Annotated in this window: 21 protein-coding genes and 1 other RNA gene; 13 read left to right on the forward strand and 9 right to left on the reverse strand. The window is 67.3% G+C overall.

The window, feature by feature from the left end; genetic code table 11:
• The first annotated feature begins 68 nt into the window (after positions 1–68).
• Positions 69–1,136 carry an oxidoreductase gene (locus tag AC07O3_RS02055; protein WP_495338462.1) on the forward strand — a complete coding sequence of 356 codons (1,068 nt, stop codon included), beginning with the start codon at positions 69–71 and terminating at the stop codon, positions 1,134–1,136.
• A gap of 54 nt (positions 1,137–1,190) precedes the next feature.
• Here the strand turns inward: AC07O3_RS02055 and rho are convergent, their stop codons facing one another.
• Positions 1,191–2,456 (reverse strand): transcription termination factor Rho, encoded by a 1,266-nt coding sequence (rho, locus tag AC07O3_RS02060; RefSeq protein ID WP_013540932.1) that lies wholly within the window; start codon positions 2,454–2,456, stop codon positions 1,191–1,193.
• 185 nt (positions 2,457–2,641) lie between these two features.
• Positions 2,642–2,974, reverse strand: coding sequence for a thioredoxin TrxA (gene trxA, locus AC07O3_RS02065; RefSeq protein ID WP_042578306.1), 333 nt, complete (start codon positions 2,972–2,974; stop codon positions 2,642–2,644).
• A 157-nt stretch (positions 2,975–3,131) separates the two neighbouring features.
• On the opposite strand from trxA, the gene AC07O3_RS02070 reads away from it, so the two are divergent.
• The 3 genes from AC07O3_RS02070 to AC07O3_RS02080 are packed head-to-tail and all read left to right on the forward strand — an operon-like array spanning position 3,132 to position 10,179.
• Complete coding sequence (locus tag AC07O3_RS02070; RefSeq protein ID WP_495338463.1) at positions 3,132–5,687, forward strand: PD-(D/E)XK nuclease family protein; 2,556 nt, start codon at positions 3,132–3,134, stop codon at positions 5,685–5,687.
• On the forward strand, positions 5,684–8,944 hold the full coding sequence (locus AC07O3_RS02075) for a UvrD-helicase domain-containing protein (RefSeq protein ID WP_495338464.1): 3,261 nt from the start codon (positions 5,684–5,686) through the stop codon (positions 8,942–8,944). The genes AC07O3_RS02070 and AC07O3_RS02075 overlap by 4 nt, the downstream gene beginning before the upstream one ends.
• A complete protein-coding gene (locus tag AC07O3_RS02080) occupies positions 8,941–10,179 on the forward strand; it encodes a TIGR03862 family flavoprotein (protein ID WP_495338465.1) in 1,239 nt (412 codons plus the stop codon). The genes AC07O3_RS02075 and AC07O3_RS02080 overlap by 4 nt, the downstream gene beginning before the upstream one ends.
• Positions 10,180–10,267: 88 nt before the next feature.
• Here AC07O3_RS02080 and ffs read toward each other — a convergent pair.
• Positions 10,268–10,364, reverse strand: an RNA gene (gene ffs / locus AC07O3_RS02085) — signal recognition particle sRNA small type.
• Between the two features lie 177 nt (positions 10,365–10,541).
• Between ffs and dnaX the strand changes: the two genes are divergently transcribed.
• From dnaX to AC07O3_RS02120, 7 genes are all read left to right on the forward strand, one after another.
• Complete coding sequence (dnaX, locus tag AC07O3_RS02090) at positions 10,542–12,392, forward strand: DNA polymerase III subunit gamma/tau (protein ID WP_495338466.1); 1,851 nt, start codon at positions 10,542–10,544, stop codon at positions 12,390–12,392.
• A 53-nt stretch (positions 12,393–12,445) separates the two neighbouring features.
• Complete coding sequence (locus tag AC07O3_RS02095; RefSeq protein WP_007836669.1) at positions 12,446–12,778, forward strand: YbaB/EbfC family nucleoid-associated protein; 333 nt, start codon at positions 12,446–12,448, stop codon at positions 12,776–12,778.
• 17 nt (positions 12,779–12,795) lie between these two features.
• On the forward strand, positions 12,796–13,386 hold the full coding sequence (recR, locus tag AC07O3_RS02100) for a recombination mediator RecR (protein ID WP_093054337.1): 591 nt from the start codon (positions 12,796–12,798) through the stop codon (positions 13,384–13,386).
• 205 nt (positions 13,387–13,591) lie between these two features.
• Positions 13,592–14,632 carry an ABC transporter substrate-binding protein gene (locus AC07O3_RS02105; RefSeq protein WP_093054339.1) on the forward strand — a complete coding sequence of 347 codons (1,041 nt, stop codon included), beginning with the start codon at positions 13,592–13,594 and terminating at the stop codon, positions 14,630–14,632.
• 45 nt (positions 14,633–14,677) lie between these two features.
• Positions 14,678–15,493, forward strand: a complete 816-nt coding sequence (locus tag AC07O3_RS02110; RefSeq protein ID WP_093054341.1) for an ABC transporter ATP-binding protein — start codon at positions 14,678–14,680, stop codon at positions 15,491–15,493.
• Positions 15,493–16,329 (forward strand): ABC transporter permease, encoded by an 837-nt coding sequence (locus tag AC07O3_RS02115; RefSeq protein WP_093054343.1) that lies wholly within the window; start codon positions 15,493–15,495, stop codon positions 16,327–16,329. The genes AC07O3_RS02110 and AC07O3_RS02115 overlap by 1 nt, the downstream gene beginning before the upstream one ends.
• A gap of 67 nt (positions 16,330–16,396) precedes the next feature.
• Positions 16,397–17,578 carry a low temperature requirement protein A gene (locus AC07O3_RS02120; protein WP_495338467.1) on the forward strand — a complete coding sequence of 394 codons (1,182 nt, stop codon included), beginning with the start codon at positions 16,397–16,399 and terminating at the stop codon, positions 17,576–17,578.
• 13 nt (positions 17,579–17,591) lie between these two features.
• Here AC07O3_RS02120 and AC07O3_RS02125 read toward each other — a convergent pair whose 3' ends face one another.
• Together AC07O3_RS02125 and gloB are read right to left on the reverse strand one after the other, a co-directional pair.
• Complete coding sequence (locus tag AC07O3_RS02125; RefSeq protein WP_495338468.1) at positions 17,592–19,211, reverse strand: transglycosylase SLT domain-containing protein; 1,620 nt, start codon at positions 19,209–19,211, stop codon at positions 17,592–17,594.
• Positions 19,208–19,996: a hydroxyacylglutathione hydrolase gene (gene gloB, locus AC07O3_RS02130; RefSeq protein ID WP_495338469.1), complete on the reverse strand. Its 789-nt coding sequence runs from the start codon at positions 19,994–19,996 to the stop codon at positions 19,208–19,210. Before gloB ends, AC07O3_RS02125 begins: the two co-directional genes overlap by 4 nt.
• On the opposite strand from gloB, the gene AC07O3_RS02135 reads away from it, so the two are divergent.
• Both AC07O3_RS02135 and rnhA read left to right on the forward strand, forming a co-directional pair.
• Positions 19,995–20,765, forward strand: coding sequence for a class I SAM-dependent methyltransferase (locus AC07O3_RS02135; RefSeq protein ID WP_375338383.1), 771 nt, complete (start codon positions 19,995–19,997; stop codon positions 20,763–20,765). The genes gloB and AC07O3_RS02135 overlap by 2 nt on opposite strands.
• 52 nt (positions 20,766–20,817) lie before the next feature.
• Entirely contained in the window at positions 20,818–21,267 is a 450-nt protein-coding gene (rnhA, locus tag AC07O3_RS02140; protein ID WP_093054353.1) for a ribonuclease HI, read from the forward strand.
• 38 nt (positions 21,268–21,305) lie between these two features.
• Here the strand turns inward: rnhA and moeA are convergent, their stop codons facing one another.
• The 4 genes from moeA to AC07O3_RS02160 are packed head-to-tail and all read right to left on the reverse strand — an operon-like array spanning position 21,306 to position 25,754.
• On the reverse strand, positions 21,306–22,619 hold the full coding sequence (gene moeA, locus AC07O3_RS02145; RefSeq protein ID WP_440534260.1) for a molybdopterin molybdotransferase MoeA: 1,314 nt from the start codon (positions 22,617–22,619) through the stop codon (positions 21,306–21,308).
• Positions 22,616–23,251, reverse strand: a complete 636-nt coding sequence (mobA, locus tag AC07O3_RS02150; RefSeq protein WP_495338470.1) for a molybdenum cofactor guanylyltransferase MobA — start codon at positions 23,249–23,251, stop codon at positions 22,616–22,618. The genes moeA and mobA overlap by 4 nt, the downstream gene beginning before the upstream one ends.
• Before the next feature lie 14 nt (positions 23,252–23,265).
• The gene (gene moaA, locus AC07O3_RS02155) at positions 23,266–24,417 is read right to left on the reverse strand and encodes a GTP 3',8-cyclase MoaA (RefSeq protein WP_495338471.1); all 1,152 of its coding nucleotides are present in this window, start codon (positions 24,415–24,417) and stop codon (positions 23,266–23,268) included.
• A gap of 59 nt (positions 24,418–24,476) precedes the next feature.
• On the reverse strand, positions 24,477–25,754 hold the full coding sequence (locus AC07O3_RS02160; RefSeq protein ID WP_495338472.1) for a serine hydrolase domain-containing protein: 1,278 nt from the start codon (positions 25,752–25,754) through the stop codon (positions 24,477–24,479).
• Positions 25,755–25,789: the final 35 nt, after the last annotated feature.

A 25,789-nucleotide genomic window follows, 5' to 3' on the forward strand; every position in this document is an offset into this window, starting at 1 on the left:
GCCGCACTTTTCGCGGAGCCCATGATTATCGCATACTGCCCCATTTCCGAGCAAACCGGGCCTCCCCCATGACCTCTGCACCTCTTCGTGTCGGCCTCGTTGGCTATGGTTTTGCCGGCCAGACCTTCCACGCGCCCGTGCTTTCGGCCGTTCCGGGGCTCGAATTGGCGGCTGTGGCTAGTTCGCAGCCGCACAGGGTGCACGCCGACTGGCCCGGTGTTGCCGTGGTGCCGGACGTAGCGACGCTCGTGGCCCGCTCCGACATCGACCTGGTTGTGGTGGCCACGCCCAACGCCCAGCACTATCCGGTCGCCAGAGCGGCGCTGGAGGCCGGCAAGCACGTGGTAGTGGACAAGCCTTTCACGCTCGATGTGGCCGAGGCGAGGGCGCTTGAATTGTTGTCTAAGCGCAACAATCGTGTCCTGGCGGTCTACCAGAACCGGCGTTTCGATGCCGATTTCCTGACCCTCAAGGATGTTCTGGCGTCCGGTGAGCTGGGCCGCCCGGTGTACCTGGAGTCGCATTTCGACCGCTTCCGGCCCGAGGTAAAGGAGCGCTGGCGCGAGCAGGCCGTGCCGGGTTCGGGCCTTTGGGTGGACCTTGGTGCTCATCTGGTCGATCAGGTGGTGCAACTGTTCGGCCGGCCTGACACGGTTCAACTCGACACTGCGGTCCTGCGCGATGGCGCCGTGGTCGAGGACTACTTTCACGCCGTGCTGCGGTACGACAGTGGGCCGCACGCGCCGCTGCGCGTGGTGCTGCATTCGACGACGTTGGCAGCGCATGCGGCACCGCGCTATATCGTCCACGGCACGCGCGGCAGCTACGTCAAGTACGGCGTCGATACGCAGGAAGATGCGCTGCGCGCCGGGCAGCGACCGCCGGCCGAAGGGTGGGGCGCAGATCCGCTCGATGGCGAGCTCACGCTGATTGGCAGTGATGGGGCATCCAGCAAGCGCAACATTCCCACCCGCGCCGGCAACTATGTCGACTACTACGTCGCAGTGCGCGATGCCATCCTCGGCCGTGGCTCGAACCCCGTGCCGCCCGAGCAGGCTGTCGCACTGATGGAGCTGCTCGACCTCGGCCGCCAGAGTGCCCTCGAAGGCCGCGCCCTGCATACAGGGCGCCCATGAAAAAAGCGCGTTGACCCGGTAGGGCCAACGCGCTTTTGCGGGAGAGCGTGGTGCTCAGCCGCCGCGACGCATCATGTCGAAGAACTCGACATTGGTCTTGGTCGCCTTCATGTTCTTGAGCATCAGCTCCATCGACTCGATCTCGTCCATGTTGTACATGAGCTGACGCAGGATGCGGGTCTTCTGCAGGATCTCGGGTGCCAGCAGCAGTTCTTCGCGGCGGGTGCCGCTGCGATTGAGCTGGATCGAGGGGAACACGCGCTTTTCGTACAGGCGGCGGTCGAGGTGGATTTCGGAGTTGCCGGTGCCCTTGAACTCTTCGAAGATCACTTCGTCCATGCGGCTGCCGGTATCGATCAGCGCGGTGCCGATGATGGTCAGCGAGCCGCCTTCTTCCACGTTCCGCGCGGCGCCCAGGAAGCGCTTGGGGCGCTGCAGGGCGTTGGAATCGACACCGCCCGTCAGCACCTTGCCCGACGAGGGCACGACGTTGTTGTAGGCGCGGGCCAGGCGGGTGATCGAGTCGAGCAGGATCACCACGTCCTTCTTGAGTTCGACCAGGCGCTTGGCGCGCTCGATCACCATTTCGGCGACGTGCACGTGGCGCGCAGCGGGCTCGTCGAAGGTCGAAGCAATGACTTCACCCTTCACCGTGCGCTGCATTTCGGTCACTTCTTCAGGGCGCTCGTCGACGAGCAGCACCATCATGTGAACGTCGGGGTAGTTGGCACTGATCGCGTGGGCGATGTGCTGCATCATCACCGTCTTGCCGCTCTTGGGCGGCGCCACGAGTAGGGCGCGCTGGCCTTTGCCGATGGGCGCGATGATGTCGATGATGCGGCCCGTGATGTTCTCTTCGCCCTTGACGCCGTCGCGCTCAAGCTTCATCTGTTCCTTGGGGAACAGCGGCGTCAGGTTTTCGAACATCACCTTGTGCTTGTTCTGCTCCGGCGGACCGTCGTTGACCTTGTCGAGCTTGGTCAGTGCGAAGTAGCGCTCGCCGTCCTTGGGCGTGCGCACTTCGCCTTCGATCATGTCGCCGGTGTGCAGGTTGAAGCGACGCACCTGGCTGGGCGAGATGTAGATGTCGTCCGTGCTGGCCGTGAAGCTGGTGTCGGGGCTGCGCAGGAAGCCGAAGCCGTCGGGCAGTATTTCGAGCACACCGTCGGCGAAGACCTGCTCGCCGGCTTTTGCGCGCTTCTTGATGATCGCGAACATCAACTCCTGCTTGCGCATGCGGCCGACGTTTTCGATCTCAAGCGCTTCAGCCTGCTTGAGGACTTCAGACACGTGGAGTGCCTTGAGTTCGTTTAAGTGCATGGAATGACCCCTCGCGGGGTAATCGAACGGAAAACGGGGGGAGGTTGGGTGTGAAGCGAGAACTGCCTCACCAACCGGGGAACTCGAACCGGTTGCCTGAATGAAAGGGCCGGTGATCTGTGGGAGATTATGACAGGAAAAACGCGCCGACCAACGCATTGCGCGCTGGCCGGTTGAAATGTCGCTTAAGCGAGTTGCTGGTCGATGAAGGCCGTGAGTTGCGCCTTGCTCATGGCGCCGACCTTGGTGGCGGCCAGCTGGCCGTCCTTGAACAGCATCAGCGTGGGGATGCCGCGAATGCCGAACTTGGCGGGGATGTCGCGGTTCTCGTCCACGTTCAGCTTGGCGATCTGCAGCTTGCCCTCGTAGGTGGCCGACACTTCGTCCAGGATGGGGGCGATCATCTTGCAGGGGCCGCACCATTCGGCCCAGTAGTCGACCAGCACGGGCTGGCTGGACTTGAGCACGTCGGCCTCGAAGGAGGAATCGGAGATGTGTTTGATGAGTTCGCTGGCCATGTGATGGATCCTTGTGCGCAGAGAGTTTCGGTGCAGCTAAAGTGCTGGTCATTGTGACAGAAACCAAGGGGTGGCGTGCCTTGCAGGGCCGCTATGGCGGCGATAGCCAAAGCCCTTGCGTGTCACGTCCACGCGCTCTCCAACCCCTCGATAGAACATGAACGAAGGCCACCCTGTCCAGGCCCTGTGGTGCGATCCCGCCGACGGCGTCGTCGCGCGGATCGTCCGCGCGCTCGCCGAGCGCCAGCTGCATGCCGCCCGTACCGTGGTGCTGGTGCCCTATGCGCAGCTGATGGGCGTGGCGCGCGCCATGTGGGCGCGATGCGGCAGCCCCGGCTTCGTGCCGCGCTTCGAAACCACCTACAACTGGGCCCGCAGTGCGGGCGGTTTCGTGCCGACCGGCTACGACATCGCGCACGACATGGCGCGCGACCTTGTCACGGCCCAGGCGCTGCTGTCGCAGGCCGGTTTCAACGCCGAGCGCTTCGCCTTGGCCGGCCGCGTCGTCGAGCTGGCGTATCAACTGGCGCCCCTCGCCGCTGCCGTGACGCCCGAGGAGCGGGGCGGCGAATGGGCGCAGCACGCGGCGAGCGTGGCCGAGGCGGGCAGCGAATCGGAGTGGTTCCGCATAGAAAGCGCGCTGATCCGCATCGCCGTCGCGTGGACCTCGACCTCGGGCTACGCAACCGACGTGCTCCAGCGCGACAGCACCCGCGCGCAGGTCGATGCGCTGATCGTGCTCGAGGGCTTCCAGACCGATCCGCTCACGCAATCTCTCTGCAAGCTGTGGGGCGACCATGCCCTTCATCTCTCGCTCGTGCCCTCCGGTGTGCTGGCGCAACCCTGTGCCTCGCATATCGCCCTCGACCCCGAAGACGAGGCAGAACTCGCCGCCGCCTGCGTGCTGCGCCACCTCGCCGAAGACCGCGCACCGGTCGCCCTGGTCGCGACCGACCGTGCCCTCACGCGCCGTATCAGCGCCCAGTTGAGCGCGCAAGGCGTCGTCACGCACGACGAAACCGGCTGGAAGCTTTCGACCACGCGCGCCGCCGCCACGCTGATGAGCGCGTTGCGCGCCTGCGCCCACGACGCCGCCAGCGACCAGGTGCTCGAATGGCTCAAGAGCGGCGCCGACGGTGACGCACCGACCGTACAGCTGCTCGAAGCACGTCTGCGCCGTGAAGGCCAGCGCGACTGGTCGGCGTGGTGTGCATTCATGGCACGCAGCGAGAACCCACAAGACGCCACGCTGCTGTCCTTCACCGAGGCCATCGAAGAACGCCGAGCGCCCATGACCCGCTCGCGCCCCTTGGCCGAATGGCTGCACGCGCTGCGCGAACTGCTGGAGGCCAGCGGCCAATGGGCGTTGCTCGACGAAGACCTCGCCGGCGGCAAAGTGATCGGCGCCCTGTGGCTCGATGCCGGCGCGCACGGCGACGACGACGAATTCCCCGGTGGCCGTCACACGCTGGCCGAATTCACCGCCTGGGTCCGCGACGTGCTGGAAGACGCGAGCTTCGTGCCCCCCGCTGGCGACCAGGCCCCGAAGGTCGTGGTGCTGCCGCTATACCAACTGCTGGGCCGCGCGTTCGGCGCGGTGGTCATTCCCGGTTGCGACGACCGTCGCCTGCCCGCATCGCCCGAGCCGCCCGGCAACTGGAGCGCGGCGCAGCGCCTCGAACTGGGCCTGCCGTCGCGCGAAACGCTCGAAGCTGCACAGCGTGCGGCCTGGGCTGCGGCCTTGCACAACCCGTCGTGCGAGTTGATCTGGCGCCAATCTGATGCCAGCGGCGAGCCGGTGCGGCCCAGCCCGCTCGTACAGGCGCTGCAGCTCGACCACGCGCTGCAGCCCTCGGCCGACCCGCGCACACCGCGCGAGGTGGCAGTGCAGCCAACAAAGTATCCGACCCCCTCGGGCGCGCTCCTGCCGCTGGAGAACATCTCCACCAGCGTGTACGAAGACCTGCGGCGCTGCCCCTACCGTTTTTTCGCGCTGCGGCAACTGGGCCTGCGCAGCGCAGACGAACTCGACGCCGAGATCGACAAGCGCGACTTCGGCAACTGGTTGCATGCCGTGCTCGGCCACTTCCACGAGGCGCTGGCCGCAACCCCGACGCAGGATGCGCAGGAACGCACCGCCCTCATCGAAGAGGCGGCCCGGCGGTCGATGCACGAGCTCAGCCTCTCCGAGGCGGAGTTCCTGCCTTTCGCTGCGGCATGGCCCGCGGTGCGCGACGGCTATCTCGGCTGGCTCACCGGGCACGAGGCGGCCGGAGCCGTCTTCGCCGAAGCCGAGCCGTGGAAAGACCAGCCGCTGGGCAACCTGCGGTTGATCGGCCGGCTCGACCGCATCGACCGCATGCCCGACGGCCAAGCCTTCGTGATCGACTACAAGACCGAGTCGGCAGCCGTCAGCAAGGAGCGCGTGAAAGACCCGACCGAAGACACACAGCTGGCCTTCTACGCCGCGCTGGTGGCCGACGACACCTTGCGCGCGGCCTACGTCAACGTGGGCGAAAAATCCTCCGGCACGCAGACCGTCGAGCAGCCTGCCGTCGTGGAAGCCAGGGACGCACTGGTGGCCGGCATCATCCATGACTTCACGCGCATCGCGCAGGGTGCAGCGCTACCGCCACTGGGGGAGGGCGCCGTCTGCGATTACTGCGCCGCAAGAGGCCTCTGCCGCAAGGACTTCTGGGAGGCGTCGAAATGAACGGCGCAGCCTACGAGCACAACGGCCGGCACGTCACGCGCGAGGCCTTCTACACCGTCGCATGCGACCCGCGCCGCTCGGTTGCCGTCGAGGCCTGTGCTGGCGCCGGCAAGACCTGGATGCTGGTGTCGCGCATCCTGCGTGCGCTGCTCGAAGAGGGCGAATCCGCCTGCGAGCCGCACGAGATCCTGGCCATCACCTTCACGAAGAAGGCGGCCGGCGAAATGCGCGAGCGGCTCGACCAGTGGCTCGAAGACTTCGCCGAGCGAACGCCGGAAGAACTGGTCGGCCAGCTCGTGATGCGCGGCGTCAAGCCTGCAGCCGCGCTGGCGGCCGTGCCGCGTCTGAAGGGCCTCTACCGACGCCTGCTCGAAGGCGGCCGGCCGGTGCAGTTCCGCACCTTCCACGCTTGGTTCGCGGGCCTGCTGCGCAATGCGCCGCTCGCGGTGCTGCGTGAACTGGGCCTGCCCTCGAACTACGAACTGCTCGAAGACGACGCCGAGGCGCGCGGGCACACGTGGCGGCCGTTCTTCGAGGCCGTGACCGCCGACAAGAACGCGCTGGCCGACTACTACGCCGTCGTCGCCACGCACGGCCGCTCGCAGACGGCCAAGGCTTTGAGCGAGGCGCTGTCGAAGCGTGTCGAATTCTCTCTGGCCGATGCGGAGAACGCCGTGCTGCATTTCAGCGTGTTCTATCCATCGCTCGAGGGCCTGGCTGACCCGACCGAGGCCTTGCGCGGCGAGCAGGTCCGCCGCCGCTGGCTCGACCGCGCCGCCGCGCTCGGCCGCGAGAGCAACAAGACGCCGCAGAAGGCGGCCGAAGCCATCATCGACGTGTTCGGCACGGGCGAACCCTCCGGCGATTCGCTGGCTGCCGCGCTCGCGCACCTGCGCAAGAACTTCTTCGTGGCGACCGAGGACCGCCTCAACAAGAATCTGCAGAAATTCCCTGCCGCGCAAGAGGCCGAGGCCGAGCTGCAGGTGCTGTGCGGCGCACAGGCCCAGCACGCCGCATGGCTCTACCAGCAGCGCATGACGCGGCTCACACGCATCCTGATCTCGGCCTTTGCCGATGTGAAGCGTGCCCACGGCTGGGTCGACATGAACGACGTCGAGCAGGCTGCGCAGTTGCTGCTCGGCCAGTCGGCCCTGTCGGGATGGGTGCAGGAGCGGCTCGATGCGCGCATCGCGCACCTGCTGATCGACGAGTTCCAGGACACCAACCCCCTGCAATGGCAGGCGCTCTACGGCTGGCTCAGCGCGTACACGGGCGCGCAGGGCCGCGCGCCGCGCGTGTTCATCGTGGGCGACCCGAAGCAGAGCATCTACCGCTTCCGTCGGGCCGAGCCGCAGGTGTTTATCGCCGCCAAGAAGTTCGTGCGCGAAGGGCTCGACGGCGAGCTGCTGAACTGTGACCACACCCACCGCAATGCGCGAGCTGTGGTCGGGCTGGTCAACGCAGCGATGCTGGCCGCACAGGAGGCCGCCGAGTTCGACGGCTACCGCGCCCACACCACCGAGCGCGGCGACGAAGGCGAACTGCTCAAGCTGCCGGCCATCGACCGTGATGCGCTCGGCGATACGGCCGAAGCAGCGCCGGCCGACGACGGCATGCTCCACTGGCGCGACAGTCTCGTCACGCCGCGCGTGCTGCCCGAAGAGCAACTGCTGCAGAAAGAATGCGAACAGGCCGCGCAATGGGTCGCGCAGCGCATCGCCGACGGCACGCCCCCGCGGCAGATCATGGTGCTGGCGCGCAGGCGCAGCCGGCTCTCGGCCATGCAGGACGCGCTGCGCCAGCGCCACATCCCCGTGCAGCAGCCCGAGAAAAACGACCTGCACGACGCGCCCGAAGTGCAGGACGTGGTTGCGCTGATCGACGCGCTGGTGTCGCCCGCGCACGATCTTTCGCTGGCGCGGGCGCTGAAGTCGCCGGTGTTCGGCATCGACGACGAGGCGCTGGTGCAACTCGCGCTGCGCCAGCGCGAGCGCGGTGCAGTGAGCTGGTTCGCGTTGATCCAGAAGGACGAGAGCTTGCCTCCAGCGTTGATCGAAGTGGGCCCGAAGCTCAAGAAATGGCAGCGCTGGCTGATGACGCTGCCGCCCCACGATGCGCTCGACGCGATCTTTCACGACGGCGATTTGCTCGCGAAATTCGGCGCTGCGGTTCCGGCGGCGATGCGCCAGAGCGCGCTGGCCAATCTGCGCGGCGTGCTGTCCGCGTCGCTCGACATCGATGGCGCGCGTTTCGCCACGCCGTATGCACTGGTGCGCGCGCTGCGTGCGGGCGGCGTTCGCGCCCCGACCGTGGCTGCGCCCGATGCGGTGCAATTGCTGACCGTGCACGGCGCGAAGGGGCTGGAAGCCGACACCGTCCTCATGCTCGATTGCGACGCACCGCCACCGCGCGCCCAGACCATGGGCGTGCTGGTCGAATGGAAGGGCAGCGACAGCGCGCCGACGCGCTTCGTGTTCCTCGCAAGCGAGAAGACGCCGCCGGCCTGCGCCGCAACGCTGCTCGAAGAAGAGCAACGCGCGCGCCACCGCGAAGAACTCAATGGCCTTTATGTAGCCACCACGCGGGCGCGCGAGCGGCTGGTGCTGTCGTCGGTGCGTCCGGCGCGTGCCAACGAAGGCAGCTGGTGGACGCGCCTGGAGCCCCTGTGCGAGCCCACAGAGGCTGACGAGCCGCTGGTCGCGCTTCCAACCGAGACCGGCGCGGCCAGCTTCTCGATGAAGCACATGCCGGTAGCGCCTGCACCTACCGAACAACCGTCTGCAAAGAAGGCTGCCAACACCACGATCGATGTACGAGCCGCCGCTTTCGGCCAGGCCATGCACCGGCTGCTCGAATGGGCGGTGCCGGGCGAGCCTCTGCCAGCGGCCCACGTGCGCGCCGCAGCCCGCGAATTCATGCTCGATGCCCAGCAGGCACGCGGTGCCGCCGCGCTGGCCCAGCGCATCCGCGCGGGCGAAGGGGCGTGGGTGTGGGACGATCGCAGGGTCGACTGGCATGGCAACGAAGTCACGCTGGTGCATGAAGGCGAAACCTTGCGCATCGACCGTCTGGTGCGCGAGCGCGACGGCGGCGCCTGGTGGATCCTCGACTACAAATCCGCGGCGCGCCCCGAACGGGACGCCGCGCTGATCGCACAGATGCAGCGCTACCGCGCGGCAGTGCAACATGCCTATCCCGGTGCCACGGTGCGCGTCGCGTTCCTCACCGGGCAGGGCGAACTGGTAAATCTCGAATGACTGTTTCCCCTACCGTCGCCGTCATCGGCGGCGGACCTGCCGGCCTGATGGCGGCTGAAGTCTTGAGCGCCTCCGGTGCGCAAGTGCACGTCTATGACGCGATGCCTTCGGTGGGCCGCAAGTTTTTGCTGGCCGGCCGCGGCGGGCTGAATCTCACGCATTCGGAGCCCTTCGATGTGTTCATGAGCCGCTTCGGCGAGCGCCGCGCGCAGCTGGAGCCGATGCTTGCGCAGTTCGGGCCGCAGCAGGTGCGCGAATGGGCGAACGGCCTTGGAATCGAGACCTTTGTCGGCACGTCGGGGCGTGTGTTTCCGACCGACATGAAGGCAGCGCCGTTGCTGCGTGCGTGGCTGCATCGGCTGCGTGCGGCGGGTGTGCAGTTTCATATGCGGCATCGCTGGGTGGGCGACGGATCATTCGATGCGGCGGCATTGCGATTCTCGACACCCGCTGGCGACGTCACTGCAAAGGCCGATGCCGTGGTGCTGGCACTGGGCGGCGCAAGCTGGGCGCACCTCGGCTCTGACGGCGCGTGGGTACCATGGCTGCAGGCGCAGGGCGTGGAGGTGGCGCCGCTGCTGCCCGCCAACTCCGGCTTCGACGGTGCGGGCTGGAGCGAGCATTTCTCCAGCCGCTTCGCGGGGCAGCCCTTCAAGTCGGTCGCGATTTCCTTCACTGACAGCCAGGGACGGCACTTTGCACGCAAGGGCGAGTTCGTTGCGACGGCCACGGGGATCGAAGGCAGCTTGATCTATGCGGCATCGGCGCTGCTGCGCGACGAGATCGCTGCAAAAGGAAGTGCGACGCTGCTGCTGGACCTGCTGCCCGACCGCAGCGCCGAGCAGGTCCTGGCCGCGGTCACGCATCCGCGCGGCGCTCGCTCGCTCAGCAGCCACCTCAAGAGCCGGCTCGGGCTAGAAGGCATCAAGGCCGGCGTGTTGCACGAAGCATTGAGCCGCGAAGCGATGCAGGATGCGGCGCAACTGGCGGCGACGATCAAGGCCGTGCCTTTGAAGCTCGTCGCAACGCGCCCGATCGACGAGGCGATCAGCACGGCTGGCGGCGTGCGCTTTGATGCGCTGGATGCGCAGTTGATGGCGAACGCACTGCCCGGCGTGTTCGCGGCAGGGGAGATGCTCGATTGGGAAGCGCCGACTGGTGGCTACCTGCTGACGGCGTCGATGGCCAGTGGCGCTGCGGCAGCACGCGGCGCGATCCAGCGGCTGGGCCTGTGAGGGCCTCGCGCCGTTGGAGTTTCTGCTGCTGAGAGTTTTTGCAAGCCTCGTTTCATTTCGCACGGAATGAAACGAAGCCGCTGAAGAGGTTGACGAGCCTTACCCCTGGCACTGACTACGCAGTTAGGGCTGCTTGGTTCCCCACCTGACCCGGTTGGCCACTTCACCATGCAGGGAGGCCCGTCAGCACGCATTGTAACCCCCAGGATGCGCGCACTTCGTGTCGCTTCTCCTTCCCCCTGCCGGGGGGCGATACCTGAGGCCCCGGTGAAGCCGGTTCCTCGGTGTCCCACGAAAAGGCAGGCCTTTTTGATTGCGGGGTAGGGCTGAGGGCCGGCGCCGTGCCTTTTAGAATGCCCGCAATGTCTTATCTCGTGCTCGCTCGCAAGTTCCGTCCGAAAACCTTCGGTGAGATGGTCGGTCAGGGGCATGTGGTTCAGGCGCTCGAGAACGCGTTGACCACGCAGCGCCTGCATCACGCCTATCTTTTCACCGGCACCCGGGGTGTCGGCAAGACCACGGTCTCGCGGATTCTGGCGAAGTCACTCAACTGCCAGGGGCCGGACGGGCAGGGCGGCATCACGGCCACGCCGTGTGGCGTGTGCCAGGCCTGCCGCGACATCGACTCGGGCCGCTTCGTGGACTACACCGAGCTCGACGCGGCCTCGAACCGCGGCGTGGACGAGGTGCAGTCGCTGCTCGAACAGGCCGTCTACAAGCCGGTGCAGGGGCGCTTCAAGGTCTTCATGATCGACGAAGTGCACATGCTCACGAACACCGCGTTCAACGCGATGCTGAAGACGCTCGAGGAGCCGCCCGAGTACCTCAAGTTCGTGCTGGCCACGACCGATCCGCAGAAGGTGCCGGTCACGGTGCTGTCGCGCTGCCTGCAGTTCAACCTGCGGCCGATGGCGCCCGAGACGGTGCTCGAGCACCTCACCAGCGTGCTGCAGACCGAGAACGTCCCGGCCGAGCCGCAGGCGCTGCGCCTGCTGGCGCGCGCGGCGCGCGGCTCGATGCGCGACGCGCTCTCGCTCACCGACCAGGCCATCGCATTCGGCAACGGCGAGCTGGTCGAGGCCGGCGTGCGTCAGATGCTCGGCAGCGTCGATCGCGGCCATGTGTTCCGCCTGATCGAGGCGCTGGCGCAGGGCGATGGCAGGACGGTGGTCGAGACATCGGAGGCGCTGCGCGTAGACGGCATGTCCGCCGCCTCCACGCTCGAGGAAATGACAGCAGTGCTGCAGGCCATGGCAGTGCTGCAGGCCGTGCCTTCTCGGGCGGAGTCGGCCGATTCCGCCACCGACCCCGACGCGGCCGACACCGCTCGCCTCGCCGCGCTGATGCCGGCCGACGAGACGCAACTGCTGTACAGCCTGTGCCTGCATGGCCGCGGCGAGCTGGGCCTGGCCCCCGACGAGTACGCTGCCCTGACCATGGTGCTGTTGCGGCTATTGGCCTTCAAACCTTCCAGCGCGGCTGCTTCGACGGCCTCCCCGGAAAAAAAAACTCTGAATGAAGCTGCGGCCGTGGCGCCGGTAGCTCCGGCGCGCACCGTGCCACCTGCTCCGGCCCCCGCGCCGGTGGTTCGCCCCCCGGTCGAATCGCCTGCTGCACCCGCGCCAGCGCCTGCCTACGCTGCCTCGGTTCCCGCCGGCCATCGCCTCGCCGTGGTCGACGAACCCCGGCAGGCCGAACCCCGCCCCGGCGCTGCCGCCGAAGCACCCGCCCGGGTTGTCGGCGTGCCCATCCGCGTGCAGCCTCCGCCCAGTGCCCGCGACACGCCACGCGCCGACGAGCCGCGCAGCACCTTCACCCCCATTCCGACCAGCGAAGACGGCGATTTCTGGTACGCCACGGTCTCCCAACTGATCGCGGCCGAGGCCATCGCCGCCTTGGCGCGTGAACTGGCGCTGCAGTCGCAGCTGGTGGGCCGCGACACTGACCAGTGGCTGCTGCGCATCGAGCGCGAAACGCTCAACCAGCCGTCCAGCCGCGAAAAGCTGACGGCTGCGCTGGGCAGCCTGGGCCACGACGTCAAGCTCGCCATCGAGATCGGCAGCGTGGTCGACAGCCCCGCGCGCCGCAACAAACAGGCCGCGGACGAGCGACAGCGCGTGGCCGAAGAGGCCATCCTCAGCGACCCTGAAGTGCAGGCACTGATGCGCGACTTCGATGCGAAGATCGTCCCTGGCACGCTGAAACCAGCCTGAGCTTCCGTCTCTCTTATCCTTCACCCACTTTCCAACCAGACACAGGACCAACGATGTTCAACAAAGGACAACTGGCCGGCCTCATGAAGCAGGCGCAGGCAATGCAGGACAACCTCAAGAAGGCCCAGGAAGAGCTGGCCCACATCGAGGTCGAAGGCGAATCCGGCGCCGGCCTCGTCAAGGTCGTCATGACTTGCAAGCACGACGTCAAGCGCATCACCATCGACCCCAGCCTGCTGGCGGACGACAAGGACATGCTCGAAGACCTCGTGGCTGCCGCCTTCAACGCTGCCGTGCGCAAGGCCGAGGAAACCAGCGAGCAGAAGATGGGCAAGCTGACGGCCGGCATGCCAGGTCTCCCGCCCGGCATGAAGCTGCCGTTCTGAGCGAGCGGTCGCAATAAATGGCAGACGCCAGTTCGCTCGACGCCTTGGTCGATGCGCTGCGCCGCCTGCCCGGTGTCGGCGTCAAGTCGGCCTCGCGCATGGCATTCCACCTGCTGCAGCACGACCGCGAGGGCGCACAGCTGCTCGCACGCGCACTGCAGCAGGCCGCAGGCCACGTGCGGCATTGCGAGCGCTGCAACACCTTTACCGAGGCGCCGGTCTGCAACGTCTGCCTCGACACGCGGCGCGATGCGAGCAAGCTCTGCGTGGTCGAGACGCCGGCCGACCAGGCCGCGCTCGAACGCACCGGTGCGTTCCGCGGCTATTACTTCGTGCTGATGGGCAAGCTCAGTCCGCTCGACGGCATAGGGCCGAAGGACATCGGCCTGCAGAAGCTCTTCGACCGCGCGCGCGACGGCACGGTGAGCGAGGTCATCCTCGCCACGAACTTCACCGCTGAGGGCGAGGCCACCGCGCACGTGATCGGCGAAGCGCTGAAACAGCACGGCCTGACCGTGACGCGCCTTGCACGCGGCGTGCCGGCAGGCAGCGAGCTCGAGTACGTCGATCTCGGCACCATCGCCCATGCCCTGGTAGATCGCAGGTAGCGCGCACAGCGTTGTCTGTGCACTCGCGTTTCCGCTCGATATCGCAATACTTTTTCCGGCGCGATGATGCCTTGGCGAAGGCTTCTCGGAGAGGCCTTCGTGCTTACGTGAAAACCCGCACGGGATCACCCCGATGCAGCCGTGTGGTGCGGCCCCTAAGCTCGATTCAGTTCTTACGAGTCACAGAGCCAACGGGCAACGTTTCATGCTTCATCGCCGCACTCTCATTTCAGCTACTGCCGCCATCGCCGCTGCAACCATCGCGTTGCCGCGCGTCTTTGCGCAGCAGGCGAAGCTGGAGAAGACGAAGATCTCCATCGCGGTCGGCGGCAAGGCGGCGTTCTACTACCTGCCGCTCACCATCTCGGAGCAGCTCGGCTACTTCAAGGCCGAAGGGCTCGATGTGGAGATTTCCGATTTCGCCGGCGGCGCACGTGCGCTGCAGGCGGTGGTCGGCGGCTCGGCCGATGTCTGCTCGGGCGCCTACGAACACACCATCAACCTGCAGGCCAAGAACCAGTTCTTCCAGGCCTTCGTGCTGCAGGGCCGTGCACCGCAGATCGCGGTGGGCGTGTCGACCAAGAACATGGCCGGCTACACCGGCATCCAGGATCTCAAGGGGAAGAAGATCGGCGTCTCCGCGCCGGGCTCGTCGACCAACATGGTGGCCAACCTCGTGCTCTCGCGCGGCGGGCTCAAGGCCAGTGACGTGAGCTTCATCGGCGTGGGCGTGGCGGCCGGTGCGCTCACCGCGCTGCGCTCGGGCCAGATCGACGCCATCAGCAACACCGACCCGGTGATGACGATGCTGGAGCAGAAGGGTGACGTGAAGATCATCAGCGACACGCGCACGCTCAAGGGCACGCTGCAGGTGTTCGGCGGCACGATGCCGGCCGCCTGCCTGTATGCGTCGAGCGAGTTCATCCAGAAGAATCCCAACACCTGCCAGGCGCTGGCGAATGCCATCGTGCACGGCCTGAAGTGGCTGCAGACGGCGGGGCCCGGCGACATCATCAAGACGGTGCCCGAGACTTATCTGCTCGGCGACCGCGCGCTGTATCTCGCGTCGTTCGACAAGGTGCGCGAATCGATCGCCACCGACGGCCTCGTGCCGGTCGACGGCCCCAAGACGGCGCTCACTGCGATCGCAAGCTTCGATACCACCGTGAAGGCCGACAAGATCGACCTCGCGAAAACCTACACCAACGATTTTGCTAGGCGCGCGAAAGACAGGTTCAAAGCCTGATTCCGAACGTCCCCGCGACCCGGCCTCGGCCGGGTTTTTTACGCCATGTCCGACTACGCACTCGAACTTCTCTCCATCAGCTGCACCTTCCATTCGAAGGACGATCCGGGCCAGCGCTACACGGCGGTGGCCGACACCACGCTGCGCATCAGGGCAGGGGAGTTCGTCTCGGTGGTCGGACCCACAGGCTGCGGCAAGTCGACGCTGCTGAACGTGGGCGCGGGCCTGCTCGAGCCCTCTTCGGGCACCGTGAAGGTCTTCGGCCAGACGCTCGAGGGCATCAACACGCGCGCCGGCTACATGTTCCAGACCGAGGCACTGATGCCCTGGCGCAGTGCCGTCGACAACGTGATGGTGGGCCTGCAATACCGCGGTGTGCCCGATGCCGAGGCGCGCGAGCAGGCCGAGGCCTGGCTCTCGCGCGTGGGGCTCTCGGGCTTCGGCGACCGCTATCCGCACCAGCTTTCCGGTGGCATGCGAAAGCGCGTGGCGCTGGCGCAGACGCTGGTGCTCGACCCCGACATCATCCTCATGGACGAACCCTTCAGTGCGCTCGACGTCCAGACGCGCCAGTTGATGGAGAACGAGGTGCTCGACCTCTGGAGCGCGAAGAAGAAGGCGGTGCTGTTCATCACGCACGACCTCGACGAGGCCATTGCGATGAGCGACCGCGTGGTGGTGCTGTCGGCCGGCCCTGCGACGCACCCCATCGGCGAGTTCGCCATCGACCTTGCAAGGCCGCGCGACGTGGCCGAGGTGCGCACGCAGCCGCGCTTCGTCGAGCTGCACACCCAGATCTGGGAGGTGCTGCGCGACGAGGTGCTCAAGGGCTATGCGCAGCAGCTGAGGAAGGCCGCCTGATGCCTCGCCTCGGACTCAATGAACGCAACGCGCGCTTCTGGCAGCTGGCACTGCTGGTGGTGATCCTGGTGGCGTGGCACATCGCCTCGCGCAACCAGCAGTTCGCCTTCTTCCTCGGCGAGCCGATCCAGGTGGCGGGCCGCATCTGGAGCTGGTTCCTGCCGTTCGAACTGCCGGCTAATGCGCTCTTTCCCGAAGGGCTGAAGGGCAACGCCGACATCTACCAGCACCTGGGCACCACGCTGCTGGAGACAGTGCTGGCCTTCGTCATCGGCACAGTGCTGGGCCTGGCCTGCGGGCTGTGGCTGGCGCTCGCGCCCACGGCGAGCCTGATCCTCGACCCCTACATCAAGGCCGCCAATTCGATGCCGCGCGTGATCCTCGCGCCCATCTTCGCGCTGTGGTTCGGGCTGGGCATCTGGAGCAAGGTGGCGCTGGCGGTCACGCTGGTGTTCTTCATCGTGTTCTTCAACGTCTACCAGGGCGTGCGCGAGGTGAGCCCGGTGGTGCTGGCCAACGCGAAGATGCTGGGTGCCAACCAGCGGCAGCTGCTGCGCACGGTGTACCTGCCGAGCGCGACCAGCTGGGTGTTTTCCAGCCTGCACACTTCGGTCGGTCTGGCCTTTGTTGGTGCGGTGGTGGGCGAGTACCTGGGCTCGGCGCGGGGCGTGGGCTATCTGATCCTGCAGGCTGAGGGCACTTTCGATGTCAACACGGTGTTCGCCGGCATTGTGGTGCTCACGGCCTTTGCGCTGGCGCTCGACGGGATCGTAGGGCTCATCGAAAAGCGCCTGATGAAGTGGCAGCCGAAGACCGGCGAGACCGAAAAGCTCTAGAGCCCTCATGCGATGATCCTGCGCGGCGCTGAGGAGTGCCGCAACGATCCACGGGGGTAAACGAACAATGAGCCACGACCACAAGCGGGCCACGACCTTGCGCTCGCGCGACCAGGCCGCCAAGGTTTCGAACGAAGAGCTGTTCTTCGACCTGGTCTACGCGTTTTCAGTCACGCAGCTTTCCCACTACCTGCTGGACCACCTCACGCTATTGGGGGCGCTGCAGACGCTGGTCATGTGGTTTGCCGTCTGGCTGGGTTGGCAGTACACGGCCTGGACCACCAACTGGTTCAACCCCAGCGCGCTGCGCATCCGCGGCGTACTGTTCGCAATCATGCTGTTGGCGATGGTGATGGCCTCGGCGCTGCCCGGGGCCTTTGCGGAGCGCGGGCTGGCGTTCGCGCTGTGCTTTGTGGGCATCCAGGCGGGGCGCACGCTCTGCATGCTGATCGCCATCGGCCCCAACGATCCGCTCACGCCCAACTTCCGCCGCCTGCTGGCCTGGAACTGCGTGGCCGGGGTGTTCTGGGTTGCCGGTGGCCTGGCCGATGGGCCGGCGCGCCTCGCGCTCTGGTTCGGCGGCGTTTTGTGCGAGTACATCGCACCGATGATCGGCTTGCGCTTTCCGGGCCTGGGCCGTTCGCTGACCAGCGACTGGACCATCGACGGCGGCCATCTCGCCGAGCGCTGCCAGCTGTTCGTGATTGTTGCGCTGGGCGAGTCGGTGCTGGCGACCGGCATCGCCTTCGGGCACCACCCCGAATGGCATGGGAGCGATCTGTTCGCGCTGCTCGTGGGCTTCGCGGGCAGCCTGGCGATGTGGTGGATGTACTTCGACACCAGCGCCAAGGAAGCGACCCATGTCATCGAGCATGCCGCGGACCCGGGCGGCGTCGGCGCCAAGTTCCACTACACGCACGTCATTCTGGTGGCGGGCATCATCGTCTGCGCGGTGGCGGACGAGCTGACGATCGGAGAGGGCTCGCACCATGCCGAGCTCAAGTACCTCGGTGCGCTGATCGGCGGACCGGCGCTCTATCTGTTCGGCAATGCGCTGTTCAAGCGCGTGGTGCGCGGCTTCCTGCCGCAATCGCATCTCTATGGGCTGGGCCTGCTGGCGGTGCTTGCGGTCTTCGCGTCGCACATGACGGTGATGGTGGTGGGCACGCTCACCACGGTCATCATGATCGCCGTGGCCGCGCTGGAGGCCGTGGTACGCCGCAGGGCGTGGGCCGCCAAGGCCCACTGAAGCGCGACCAGCCTTAGCGCTTCTTCTTCACCGGCGTGCCGCCGCGCTTCTCGCGCACGACCTGCTGCTTGCTGCTGGCAGGCACCTTGGCCACATTGGAGCCCCGCGGCGCGGCAGCCTTCGAGGACGCACCGCCACGGCGTGCGGGAGCGGCCGTGACATGCGACGTCTGCACGGGCCGGATGCCGGTGCCAGCGCGGGTCGCAACCGTCGCGCGAACCGGCAGATACACCACCACGCTATAGCCGCGCTTGAACGCGTGATTGGGCTTCACGTCGTTCCACTCGGCGACGTTGGCCGGCTTGAGGTTGTAGCGGCGCGCGATGCTGGCAACGCTGTCAGCGCGGCCGGCCTTGACGGTCGTGCGGCGGGTGACGATCTCGGGCTGGAAGCTCAGGTGGCCGCCGTCGGCCACCACGGCCGCCACGTCTTCCTTCACGCGGGCGCCGCGCGGCACGATCAGCGTCGAGCCGGCCTTGATGAGCATGCGCGGCGGCACGTTGTTCATGGCGCGCAGGTCGGCTTCGCTCATGCCCGAGCGCTGGGCTGCGTCGGCCACCGTCATGGTGTTGGGCACGACCCAGGCCGTCCAACTCGCGTACTGGCCCTGTGAATAGGCGTCGAAGTTGCGCTGGAACACGGCCGCGTTGTCCCACGGCAGCAGGATCTGCGGCGTGCCGGCGGCGATCAGCACCGGCTTGTGCGCTGCGGGGTTGAGCGCGCGGAAGTCGTCGAGCCGCACGTCGGCCAGCTTGGCGGCGAGCTCCACGTCGAGGTCGCGCGTGAGCGTGACGGTCTGGAAGTACGGGTGGTTGGCGATCAGCGGCAGTTCGGTGTTGAAGGCCTGCGGGTTCGCCACGATGTTCTTCACGGCCTGCAGCTTGGGCACGTACATGCGCGTTTCGGCGGGCATGGTGAGGTCGCTGTAGGTGGTGGGCAGGCCCAGGCGCTGGTTCTTGGCGATGGCGCGGCTCACGCTGCCTTCACCCCAGTTGTAGGCGGCCAGGGCCAGTTGCCAGTCGCCGAACATGCCGTAGAGCTTCTGCAGGTAGTCGAGCGCGGCGCGGGTGGAGGCCACCACGTCGCGGCGGTCGTCACGGAAGATGTTCTGCTTCAGGTCGAAATCGGTACCGGTGGCCGGCATGAACTGCCACATGCCCGCGGCGCGCGCGCTGGAGATAGCCTGAGGGTTGAACGCGCTCTCGATGTAGGGCAGCAGCGCGAGTTCGGTCGGCATGTTGCGCCGCTCGAGTTCCTCGACGATGTGGAAGATGTACTTGTTCGAGCGCTCCGTCATGCGCTGGATGTAGTCGGGCCGGCTGGCGTACCACTGCTCGCGGTCGCGCACCAGGTCGCTGTCGAGGTTGGGCATCTTGAAGCCGCGGCGGATGCGGTCCCACATGTCGACCGGCGGCGCGAGCGTGACCACGCTCTGCGAATGGGCCTGGCCGCTGGGGAGGGGGGAGAGCGAGTCGCGCGGGTAGATGGGGGCCGCGCTGCCGGCGACCTTGGAGCCGGTGCCGCCGGCCTGGGGTGACGATGAAGAAGAGGGGGAAGAGCTGTTGTTGTTCGTGCCCGCGCAGCCCGCGAGCACCAGTGAACCTGCAAGGCAGGTGGCAGCGATAAATTTCATCGGAAGTCGTTTTTCCATTGGCGCAGTGCGGCAAACACGTCGGCTTCGGCTGCATCGGCAGCCAGCTCGGCGTGGGCACGCACCGCTCTAAGGACAGTGGCTTCGCGGCTGCGAAGAAAGGGGTTGACCTGGCGTTCGATCGCCAGTTGTGACGGCAGCGTGGGCTGCCCCTTCGCGCGCAGGCTTTCGCAGCGCGCGTTGTAGTGACTCAGTTCGGCGTTGGCCGGTTCCACCGCCTGGGCGAAACGCAGGTTAGAAAGTGTGTACTCGTGAGCGCAGCAGATACGCGTGTCGCCGGGCAAAGCGGCGAGTGCATCGAGCGAGGCCAGCATTTGCGCAGGCGTGCCCTCGAACAGCCGTCCGCAGCCACCGGAGAACAGCGTGTCGCCACAGAACAGCAGCGGTGCGTCGTTGAGCGCGGTTTGCGCGGCGGGGAGGAAGTAGGCGATATGGCCGGCGGTATGGCCCGGCACGTCGATGACCTCGAAGCGCAGGCCGAGCACTTCCGCGATGTCGCCCTGCGCCAGCGGCGTGTACGGCTCGGGAATGCGCTCGCGTGCGGGCCCCCAGACCGGGGCGCCGGTGGCTGTATGCAGCGCGGCCACGCCCCCCGTGTGATCGGGGTGGTGGTGCGTGACTAGAATCGCGGCCAGCTGCAGCTTGTGGCGCGCCAGCGCGTCGAACACCGGTTGGGCATCGCCCGGATCCACCACGATGGCGTGGGACCCGTCGTGCAGCATCCAGATGTAGTTGTCAGCGAAGGCGGGCAGCGGAACAAGGGTCATGAGCGGTCAAATTATAGGTTTGCAGGATTGGTTCGCGACCCCCCCGGGGCGCTACCTTCTGGCTTGGGAGCAGGCCCAGTTCGATCAGGCGGTGGCCGATGTGTTCGGCTATCACGCGCTGCAGCTGGGCGCGGCAGAGGTCGACGGGCTGCGCGCCAACCGCATGCCGCACCGCTGGCTGGCACTGGACGACCCCGCCCGAGCCAGCAAGGCAACGCTCCTGACCGACTTCGCGGCGCTGCCTTTTGCAGCCAACAGCCTCGACCTGGTGGTGATGCCGCACGCGCTCGAACTGAGCCCTGACCCGCACGCCACCCTGCGCGAGGTCGAGCGGGTGCTGGTGCCCGAAGGCCGCGTGGTGATCTGCGGGCTCAACCCGGCCAGCCTCTGGGGCATGCGGCAGCGCCGCGCGCACATCTACCGCCGGCTGGGCATCGGCGATCTTTACCTGCCCGAAGGCGGGGAGTTCATCGGCTACTGGCGCATGCGTGACTGGCTGCGCCTGCTGAGCTTCGAGGTGGAGTCGGGCCGCTTCGGCATCTACCGGCCGGCGGTGCGCAGCGAGGCCTGGCTGGAGCGCTCGCGCTGGATGGACGCCGCCGGCGAGCGCTGGTGGCCGATCTTCGGTGCGGCCTACTTTCTGGTCGCGGTGAAGCGGGTGCGCGGCATGCGCCTGCTGAGCGCCGACTGGCGGCGCTCAGGCGCCCGCGCCACCGCGCCCGTGCCCATTGCCGGCAAGGTGCATCGCAGCGAGCCGAACAAGAATTGAAATGATCGAAATCGAATGAAGAGGATCGAATGAAAGAGAAGGAAAAGTCAGTTTGAACGAAGTCGTGATCTACACCGATGGTGCGTGCAAGGGCAATCCCGGCCCCGGTGGCTGGGGCGCATGGCTCAAGTCGGGCGCCACCGAGAAGGACCTGTTCGGCGGTGAACTCAACACCACCAACAACCGCATGGAGTTGACCGCCGTCATCGAGGGCCTGGCCGCGCTCAAGCGGCCCTGCAAGGTGCTGCTGTATCTCGACAGCCAGTACGTGCGCAAGGGCATCACCGAATGGATCCGTGGCTGGAAGGCCAAGGGCTGGCTCACTGCGAGCAAGCAGCCGGTAAAGAACGTCGAGCTCTGGCAGCGGCTCGACAAGCTGGTGAGTGAAGGCGGCCACCAGATCGAATGGCGCTGGGTCAAGGGCCACTCGGGCGATCCGGGCAACGAGCGCGCCGACATGCTGGCCAACAAGGGCGTGGACAAGGCGCTGGGGCGCCTCTGAGTCGGGCGGCCGCTGGCCGCTCTTTCTTTTCCCGGCGGCTAGATCACGCCGTCGAACATCATCACGTCCACCTCGTCGCCCGCTGCCACGCTGCCCTGGTCGTGGTGCAGCACCACGAGCCCGTTGGCCTCGACCATCGAGCTGAGCACCCCGGAGCCCTGGTGGCTCGCAACGCACACTTCGGGCAACGCGCCCCGCACGTTCTTCACGAAGCCGCGCTGGTATTCGGTGCGGCCCGGCTTCTTGCGGATCGGGCTCGTGCTGCGCGCGCGCAGCAGCGGTGGCGGCGCGGCGGCTGCTTCATGGCAGCCCATCATGCGCAGCAGCGCCGGCCGCACGAAGGCCAGGAAGGTGACCATCACCGCCACCGGATTGCCCGGCAGGCCGAACAGCACGGCCGGCTGCGGTGACGCCTCGCGCGGAATCAACCCCACAGCGAGTGGACGGCCCGGGCGCATGGCCACGCGCCAGAACGCCATGTCGCCCAACTGCTGCATCACGTCGCGTGTGTGGTCAGCCGCGCCCGCGCTGACGCCGCCGCTGGTGACGATGGCATCGGCCTCGCGCGCGGCGCGCTGCAGCGTGGCGGCGAGCGTGGCCGGGTCGTCGCGTACCAGGCCGAGGTCGATCACCTCGCAGCCCAGCCGCGTGAGCAGGCCGATCACGGTGTAGCGGTTGCTGTCGTACACGGCGCCTTCGCGCGGCGCGTCGCCGAGGCTCAGGATCTCGTCGCCGGTCGAAAAACAGGCCACCCGCAGCCGCCGCAGCGCGGGCACGCCCGGCAGGCCGAGGCTCGCGACCATGCCGAGTGCGGCGGGCGAGAGGCGTTCGCCCTTGCGCAGCGCGGGCTGGCCCTTCATCAGGTCTTCGCCCGCGAAGCGGCGGTTGTCGCCGCGGCGCAGCACCTTGGCCGGGAAGCACACGCGGTCGCCGTCGACTTTGCAGAACTCCTGCGGAATGACGGTGTCGAGGCCCGCCGGCATCATCGCGCCGGTCATGATGCGCACCGCATCTCCCGCGCCCAGCGCGCCGCGCCAGGCCGCGCCGGCCAGTGCCGTGCCCGCCACGCGCAGCGTGATGGAGGCGTCGATGGGGGCGTCCTTGGGCAGCACCGAGCCGTCGAAGGCGTAGCCGTCCATGGCGGAGTTGTCGTGCGGCGGCACGCTGATGGGCGAGACGATGTCTTCGGCCAGCACGCGGCCGAGGGCGTCGAGCAACGAAACGCTTTCGCGCTGCGTGACGACGGCCGTGGCCGTCAGTTGCGAAAGGAAGGCGTGGACGGCCTCGACGCTCAGGTCAGCGGCGTCGTCATAGCCCGTGAGGGTGGAAGCGATGTCTGCGATGCGGCTCATCGGTTTTCGAGTGCGTGCAGTTCGGCCAGGGTGTTGGCGTTGAAAAAGGCGTCGGGCGCGTCGCCGGGGCGGTCGAAGGGCACGTGCACCGTGCGGTGCTGCGCGGTCCATGCGTGGACCTTGCGGCCGCCGGCTTCGGTGTAGCGCTGCAGGCTGCCGCGCAGGTCGGCGCGCAGCAGGCAGAAGACGGGTTGAGGGCGCAGCACCACGTCGCCCTCGGCGGCTTCGGGCGCGGTGGCGATGGCGATCTCCGCATTGCCGGCAACGACCGCTTCGGCGAGCCGGGCGGCCAGGTCGGTCGGGAACAGGGGGGTGTCGCAAGGCACGGTCAGCAGCCAGGGCGTGGTGCAGTGCTCCAGCCCGGTCAGAAAGCCCGCGAGCGGCCCCGCATAGTCCGCGAGGCTGTCGGGCCACACCGGCACGCCGAAGGCTTCGTAGTCGGCGAGGTTGCGATTGGCATTGACCATCAGCCGGCCGACCTGCAGCCCCAGCCGCCGTATTGCATGCAGCGCCAGCGGTTCGCCGTTGAAAGGCTGCAGCCCCTTGTCGACACCGCCCATGCGCGAGCCGCGTCCGCCGGCCAGCAGCAGCCCCGTGATGTCGGCGGTTGCGATGGTGGCGTGCGCGGGCATGGCGGCCGCCTGCGTCATCCGCCGATGTAGCTCATCTCGACGCGGCGCGGGGCCTTGTCGCCGGCATCGCCGCTGTCGTCGTCCGGACCGTGCAGGGCGCGCAGCTCCGAATAGCGGTCGGCGCGGCCCTGCCAGATGTGGCCGATGGTCGAGGAGATGTCGTCGTCGCTGGCGGTGCCGCGCAGCAGTGGGCGCAGGTCGTGGCCGGCGCTTGCGAAGAGGCAGAGGTAGAGCTTGCCTTCGGTCGACAGGCGCGCGCGGCTGCAGTCGTGGCAGAAGGCCTGGGTGACGCTGCTGATCACGCCGATTTCGCCGGTGCCGTCGGCATAGGCCCAGCGCTGGGCGGTTTCGCCGGGCGTGGCGGCTTCGAGCGGCACCAGCGGAAATTCGGCATGGATGCGCGCGATGACGTCGGCCGAGGGCAGCACTTCGTCCATGCGCCAGCCGTTGGTGGCGCCCACGTCCATGTACTCGATGAAGCGCAGCACCACCTTGCCGCCGTGGTGCGTGCGGAAGTAGCGGGCCATCGGCAAGATTTCTTGATCGTTGGCGCCGCGCTTGACCACCATGTTGACCTTGATGGGGCCGAGGCCAGCGGCGATTGCCGCGTCGATGCCGGCGAGCACGTCGGCCACCGGAAAGTCGACGTCGTTCATGTGGCGGAAGACGGCGTCGTCGAGGCTGTCGAGGCTCACCGTCACGCGCTGCAGGCCGGCAGCCTTGAGTGCGCCGGCCTTGCGCGCGAGCAGCGAGCCGTTGGTGGTGAGCGTCAGCGCCAGCGGTTCGCCAGCGGGTGTGCGGATCTCGGCGAGTTGTTCGATGAGCCCTTCGATGTTCTTGCGCAGCAGCGGCTCGCCGCCGGTCAGTCGGATCTTGCGCACGCCGTGGGCGGCGAACAGGCGGGCCAGCCGCGTCATTTCCTCGAAGCTCAGCAGCGCGCTGTGCGGCAGGTACTTGTAGTCCTTGTCGAACACATCCTTCGGCATGCAGTAGCTGCAGCGGAAGTTGCAGCGGTCGGTCACGCTGATGCGCAGGTCGGTCATGGGCCGGCCCAGGCGGTCGAGCAGCAACCCCGTGGCGGGCACGGCAATCTCTGGTACAGCCACGACGGGGCGTGCGCGGCCGACCGCGGAGATCGGGATGACGGTGCTGCTGCTGTTCTTCATGGCTTCGTGGAAGGGGGCTCCGATTTTGCGCCAGGCCCCAAGGGCCTGTGAATCGGAGGCTACTTGATCACCGCCGCATAAATCATGTCCCGGGTCAATGTTCTGTAATGTGTTCTGTACTTTGGCGACTGCAGCATGAGCACGACGAACATCTCGTTCTTCGGGTCGACCCACATGTAGGTGCCGCCCGCGCCGCCCCAGTTGTATTCACCGCCGGCCGACGGGTAGGGCGCCTCGCCGTCGTTGCGGCGCACGGCAAAGCCCAGGCCGAAGCCGTAGCCCGGGCCCGGCAGGTAGAGCGGGCCGGGCACGATGCCGGCGCCCGCATTGGAATGGTCGGCGGTCATCAGCGCGATGGTGCGCGGGCCGAGGTAGCGCTTGCCGTCGAGCGAGCCGCCGTTGAGCAGCATCTGCAGGAAGCGCGCGTAGTCGTTCGCTGTCGACACCAGTCCGCCGCCGCCCGATTCGTACTTGCGCACGACGCGCGGGTCGTTGAACTCGGCGCCCACGCCGAAGCTGCGGTCGCTGGCCAGCGGCTCGGCAATGCGCGGCTGGCGCGCCGGTTCTGGCACGTAGTAGCTGGTGTCCTTCATGCCCAGCGGGTCGAGCAGCCGGGTTTTCTCGAACTGGTAGAGCGACTGGCCCGACACCACCTCGATCACGCGGCCGAGGATGTCGGTCGACTGGCTGTACTCCCAGGTCGTGCCGGGCTGGTAGGCCAGCGGCAGCTTGGCAAGGCGCTGGGAGAACTCGGCCAGCGTCGGGTCGCCGGCGCCCAGGTCGGCGGCGTTGTAGGCCTGCTTCACGAGGCCCGGGCCGAAGAAGCCGTAGGTCAGGCCCGATGTGTGGCGCATCAGGTCCTGCACGGTGATCGGGCGACGCGCGGGCACGGTGTCGAGCACCGGCTTGCCGTCGGCGCCGGGCTTCTCGACGCCCACCGTCATGGTGGCGAACTCGGGCAGGTACGTCGAGATCGGGTCGTCGAGCTTCAGGCGGCCGTCTTCCACCAGCATCATCGCGGCCACCGTGGTGATGGGCTTGCTCATCGAGTAGATGCGGAAGATGCCGTCGCGCGGCATTGGAGTGCCGGCCACAGGGTCGAGCTTGCCGACCGGCTCGAACCACGCGACCTTGCCCTGGCGCGCCACCAGCAGCACCGCGCCCGGAATCTTGCCGGCGGCCACGTCGGCCTTGAGCACGTCGGTGAGCATCTGCAGGCGCCCGGTCGAGAGACCGACCTGTTCGGGCCTGGCTGTCGGCAGCGATTGCGCCGCCGCCAGCAGGGGAAGGGCCAGGCCGAGCACGGCCGCGCGCAGGCCGCGCTTCAGGAATCTCATGGTGTTGTCTCCGTCTTGTTGTGAATGGAAAACCT

The organism is Variovorax sp. GW821-FHT09D05 (assembly GCF_059416325.1).